This window comes from Streptomyces sp. NPDC006544, from assembly GCF_040611715.1.
In the GTDB taxonomy this organism is placed as follows: Bacteria; Actinomycetota; Actinomycetes; order Streptomycetales; family Streptomycetaceae; genus Streptomyces.
Genome location: NZ_JBEXOV010000191.1, coordinates 1 through 4,623, shown reverse-complemented (window position 1 = coordinate 4,623; position 4,623 = coordinate 1). Strand labels below are relative to the sequence as shown.

General features: G+C 69.5%; 6 protein-coding genes. 2 read left to right on the top strand and 4 right to left on the bottom strand.

Features of this window, described 5'->3' with window-relative positions; genetic code table 11:
* Positions 1-541 precede the first annotated feature (541 nt).
* The gene (locus tag ABZY44_RS37305) at positions 542-955 is read right to left on the bottom strand and encodes an ALF repeat-containing protein (RefSeq protein WP_356661943.1); all 414 of its coding nucleotides are present in this window, start codon (positions 953-955) and stop codon (positions 542-544) included.
* 341 nt (positions 956-1,296) lie between these two features.
* Here ABZY44_RS37305 and ABZY44_RS37300 point away from each other — a divergent pair, with 341 nt between their 5' ends.
* Positions 1,297-1,875, top strand: a complete 579-nt coding sequence (locus ABZY44_RS37300) for a TetR/AcrR family transcriptional regulator (protein ID WP_356661941.1) — start codon at positions 1,297-1,299, stop codon at positions 1,873-1,875.
* A gap of 477 nt (positions 1,876-2,352) precedes the next feature.
* On the opposite strand, the gene ABZY44_RS37295 is transcribed toward ABZY44_RS37300, so the two are convergent.
* Entirely contained in the window at positions 2,353-2,997 is a 645-nt protein-coding gene (locus tag ABZY44_RS37295; RefSeq protein WP_356661939.1) for a LysE family translocator, read from the bottom strand.
* Positions 2,998-3,148: 151 nt separating this feature from the next.
* On the opposite strand from ABZY44_RS37295, the gene ABZY44_RS37290 reads away from it, so the two are divergent.
* The gene (locus tag ABZY44_RS37290; RefSeq protein WP_356661937.1) at positions 3,149-3,334 is read left to right on the top strand and encodes a hypothetical protein; all 186 of its coding nucleotides are present in this window, start codon (positions 3,149-3,151) and stop codon (positions 3,332-3,334) included.
* A gap of 300 nt (positions 3,335-3,634) precedes the next feature.
* On the opposite strand, the gene ABZY44_RS37285 is transcribed toward ABZY44_RS37290, so the two are convergent.
* Positions 3,635-3,946: an SCO5918 family protein gene (locus tag ABZY44_RS37285; protein WP_356661935.1), complete on the bottom strand. Its 312-nt coding sequence runs from the start codon at positions 3,944-3,946 to the stop codon at positions 3,635-3,637.
* A 49-nt stretch (positions 3,947-3,995) separates the two neighbouring features.
* On the bottom strand, positions 3,996-4,400 hold the full coding sequence (locus ABZY44_RS37280; RefSeq protein WP_356661933.1) for a CBS domain-containing protein: 405 nt from the start codon (positions 4,398-4,400) through the stop codon (positions 3,996-3,998).
* Positions 4,401-4,623 lie beyond the last annotated feature (223 nt).

Here is a 4,623-nt window from a genome sequence, read left to right as displayed (position 1 = left end):
CCGACCCCAAGCCCTACATCTGGACCAAGACCGCAGACGAGATCCTCGAACGCCTCGCCAGCTATCTGAACAGAATTCCCGACTCAGAACACTAGCAGATCGTCGAGGTGTCGCTTCCCGGTCTGGGACTCGCTGGTGCGGTATGCGCATCCAGGACGAGATCCGTGGCCAACTCTTCGCGAGGTGCCGGGTGTTGTCTCCACATCTGGACGAGCGGCAGCGGCGGCTGCTGATGGGCACCGGGCCCGGCTGCTGGGGCAGGAGGCCTCCTACCCGCAGGCGACACGGATGCTGATCACCTGTCTTGCTCGCTGCGTTGTGCGGACAGGAACGCAGATCCTGCCGTCCTGCAACGCTACGCTCCGTTACGTCCGACCCTCCTCTTGACGGTGCCGTCGGCGTTGAGGGGCCGAGTCGGCGGCGACCGCAGTCGAGATGGAGAAGCGGGCGGACGGGCGGACGTGCGCGGCGTCTGCATCAACGTGGCCCTGGGGCGGCAGTGCCGTTGGTGTCCGCAGCCCCGGGGCCGGGCGAAGGCCGGTCAGACCTCGTACTGGCCGACCGTGATGAAGTAGCGCAGTTCCTCCGGGGTGCCGCTGAGGGCCTCGTTGGCTGCGGCTCGCAGGGCGTCGCTGATGCCGGGTCGGGCCAGGATCCGGGCGACGGCGACACGATCATCCTCGGCCTGGGCGAGCCGCAGACCGTTCTCGAGGAACGCGGTCCGGTCTGCCGGGGTGCCGCTGAGGGCCTTGTTGGCTTCACGCTTGACCGCTCTGCCAGACGCAGGATCGGCCAGGATCCGCAGGATCGCGACGGCGTTGTCGGTGTCGGAACCGACCACCGTCACAGCCGGGGCGGACGCGGCAGACGGAGCTGCGGTGGCCGGGGTGGCGAGAAGGAAGGCCGGAGCCAGTGCGAGGGAGGCCAGGACGAGCGCCGCGCGGGTGGTGTTCATGAGTCCTCCTCGTGGGAACCGACCATGACCGGTTCGTGTGTTCGCGTATTGATTCGGCGCCCACCGTGAAGGGGCTGGACCGGATGCACGAGTGGTGGCCGGCGTCGGTCGAGCAACTGCGGCTCGGCCCCCAACCACTTGCCGTGTCTGGATCCACTCCTCCCGTAGGGCGCGGGATGTGCGGTGTCAGTTCCACTGGGCGTCTTCCGGTGCCCCGAGGTCCGGGTACCGGGACGCCCTCGTCATGCATCATTCGATACGAAACGGATCGTTGCGTGATCAGTGTGGGTCTGTAGCGGGGCGCTGTCAACAGATGACCTGGTGTTGGGTAGGGTCGGTTCGTGAGTCCCGCGATCCGTAGCGAAGAGGCCCGTCAGGCCATCGTCGAAGCCGCTTTCGACCTCTGCGCCGAACAGGGTTTCGCCGCGGTCACGATCGAGGGCATCGCCGCCCGGGCGGGTGTCGGTAAGACGACCATCTATCGATGGTGGCCTTCGAAAGCCGCCATCCTCATCGAGGCCGTCGAGAACGCTCGCGATGCCGCCGCCGGCTATCCCGACACCGGTGACATCTACGCGGACCTGGCCGCCCAGACTTCAAGCGTCATGCGGCTCTTCAAGACGGACTTCGGCACGATCTGGCGTGGGCTGATCGCCGCCGCCCAATCCGATGAGGCCGCGGCGGACGGGGTCACCCGCATCCTGCGAGTCTCCATCGACGCCTGCGTCGCCCGCCTCGCCAAAGCCCGCGACGCCGGACAGATCCGCGACGACCTGGACCTCGAAATGGCCGTCGAAATCATCTACGGGCCGATCTACCACACCTGGCTGCTCCGTACTCGACCCGTGCCCGAGGCATACATGGAAACGGTCCTCGCCGCACTCCTGCCGGCACTGACGCCCAGCCCCGGCCGGCACTGACCTGCACGCTTCACCCGTCAGCCCACCCGCTCCACCGGGGTAACCAGGACCGGGTGACGGCCGCGAGAGCGAGACCCTGGCCCGGAGACGACAGTGGCCCCGTACGTCCGGGACGCTGTCGGCGAATTGCGGCACCGTCGACACCTACGGTCAGCAGGCCGTCTGACTCAAGCCCGGACCGATGATCTCGGCCATCCGGCAGCGCACCCGTCTGCCCGCGCGCCTCCTCGTCCTCGACCGCGAAAGTCGCCATCGTGCGAATGACCGACGAGAACGCCGGCAAAGCCGCGGCATCTCCGTGCACCCCGTTCACAATCGCTCAGGAAAGGCCCTCGAGCCGCCTCGGCTTCTCGCACGGGCGGATCTCTCCCAAGGCCCTCTTCCTCTGCGGCCGATGACAGCGCTCTCGCGCCCCTTTGACCCGATCGGGTCCACTGCCGTCAGCCCTGACCTGGCGTCACGTGACCGGTGCCGGTTTCAGGTGGAGACAGGAGTACGGGAGAGCGCGGTGCGCAGCGCGAACGCGCCGAGGAGGCCGCCGGCGGTGAGCCGCTGCGCAGTCATGGCACGGGGCCGGGCGGTGAGAAACCCGGAGACCCGTGCTGCGCCCAGCATGATCAGAGCGTTAACGGAGACCCCCACGATGATCTGCACCCCGCCGAGCTGGAGCAGTTGCCCCCAGGCGGGTCCTGCCTGTGGGTCCAGGAACTGGGGCAGTAGGGCGGCATACATCAGAGCGATCTTGGGGTTGAGCAGGTTCGTCAGCAGGCCCATCGAGAACAGGCGGGCGTCGGAAACCGGAGCCAGGTCCGGGGCCGGGTCGAAGGGCGAGCGGCCCCCGGGCTTGAGCATGCCCCACGCGAGGTAGGCCAGGTAGGCGGCGCCGGCAAGCTTGACCACCAGGAACGCCAGCGGCACGGCGGCGAACAACGCCGACAGGCCCGCGGCTGCGGCCAGCAGATAGCACACGAATCCCACGGCGGTCCCACCGAGGCTCACCAGGCCCGCCCTGCGTCCTTGGGTGATCGCGCGCGAGGCGAGGTGGATCATGTTGGGCCCCGGGGTCAGGGCCATGCCCAGCTCGATCAGGGCCACTCCCGCGATTGCAGGCACAGTGATCACCGGTCAACCTCCTGAACGTTGTTCGGCCTCCTGAGGCGAAACCGATCGCCGACGCGCGACGGACGGCTACGGCGCATCACCAGCGCCTGTCTAGCCGTCAGCAGAATACGGCGTCGCTGATCGTTGCCTTCACGCACCCCGTAATCCCCAGGTGACCGCGCTCCTCACCGAGCACGCTCACCTGGGGGTCGAGCCCGTACTGCGGGAGCTGCACATCCCCTCCTCCACCTACTACCGCTGGCGTCAAGCGGGGAGCGAGCCGTGCGAGCGACGCCGCCAGGACGCCCAGCTGACCGGGCAGATCCGGCAGGTCCATGCCGACTCCGGCGGGAGCTAGAGCTCACCCCGCGAGCACGCCGTCCTCAAACACGAGGGCGTCCGCGTCGGCCGCAAGCGGGTGAACGCCTCATCCGCGAGGCGCGCCTGGCCGGCACCAGCCCACGCCTGACGGGCGAGGGCTTCCACCCGCCGCGACCCCGACGCCACCCTCGCCCCGGACCTGGTCTCCCGCACAGCGGGGGAACCTCACGATTCGGATGCGGCTCCAAGAACCACACCACGCGAAGGGGGCCCGACCGGTGCGCACCGGTCGGGCCCCCTTCGCTGTTCGGGTGTCGGCTCGCGCCGCCCCTGTCTGTCAGACGGCCACCGGGACACCGAGCATCGCGGAAGCCTGCTGGAGCGGGCTGAGAACGCGCGTGGGCACGGCGGCCCGGGGCAGGCCGCGACAGGTGAAGCCGAGCTGGGTCATGGCACGGAGGACTTCGCCGATGCTGAAGTCGCGGCGGTCCTGGCGGGTGATGACCTGCCCGACCTGCTTGACGGGGTAGGTACGGCGGCCGATGATCACGGACTCGCCGATGACCTGCTCGGGCTTGATGCCCTTCATCGATTCCAGGACGCCGCTCTTGGTCAGGTCGAACGGGAAACGGGCGATGACAACGCGCATGATGCCTCACTGGAAGAAGTGCGGGATGGTTGTGTCGCGGTGAGGCGACTTAGCGGGCGAGGGCGAGGACGCCCAGGGCGCTGCCTTGTTCGTCGACGACGGGCAGGGCGTCGAGCCCGCGGTAGCGCATGGCGTGCTCGGCCTCCGCCATCGTCGTCGCCGACGGGGCGACCGGACCGCGGTCGCCCGGGACTTCGCGCAGCCGGACCCGGTCCGTGTACGCGGAGCCCTCGCGGACGGCCGCGAGCTGGGCCGGGGTGACCAGTCCCGTGCACAGGCCGTCCTCGTCGCAGACGAGGAGGTGCCCGGCACGGGCACTGGCCATGACGGCCAGGGCGACCTCGACGGTCATGTCGTCACAGACCTGCGGTCCGGCCGCGGCCATGACGTCGACGACCGTCCGGTCCGCAGGGTGGGCACGCGCCGGGCGGGGCTGCGTCTGAATCGGCGTCACCACGTGCCTCCTGCGGAGATCGGTCTTTTGCCGCGTGACGGCACCGGGCCGTCTCTTCCGGATCTTGCCGGGGTCCGCGGCGCCTGGCGAGGCGGCCTAGGCCGCCGTGTTGAGGCCGGACTGGCGCACGTTCACGCGCCGGGCGGCCGAGGCGGGGCTGCGGCGGCCGCGGGAGGAGGCGCTGCGCTTGGGCCGCTCGGACGGCGGGGCGGTGATGGTGACG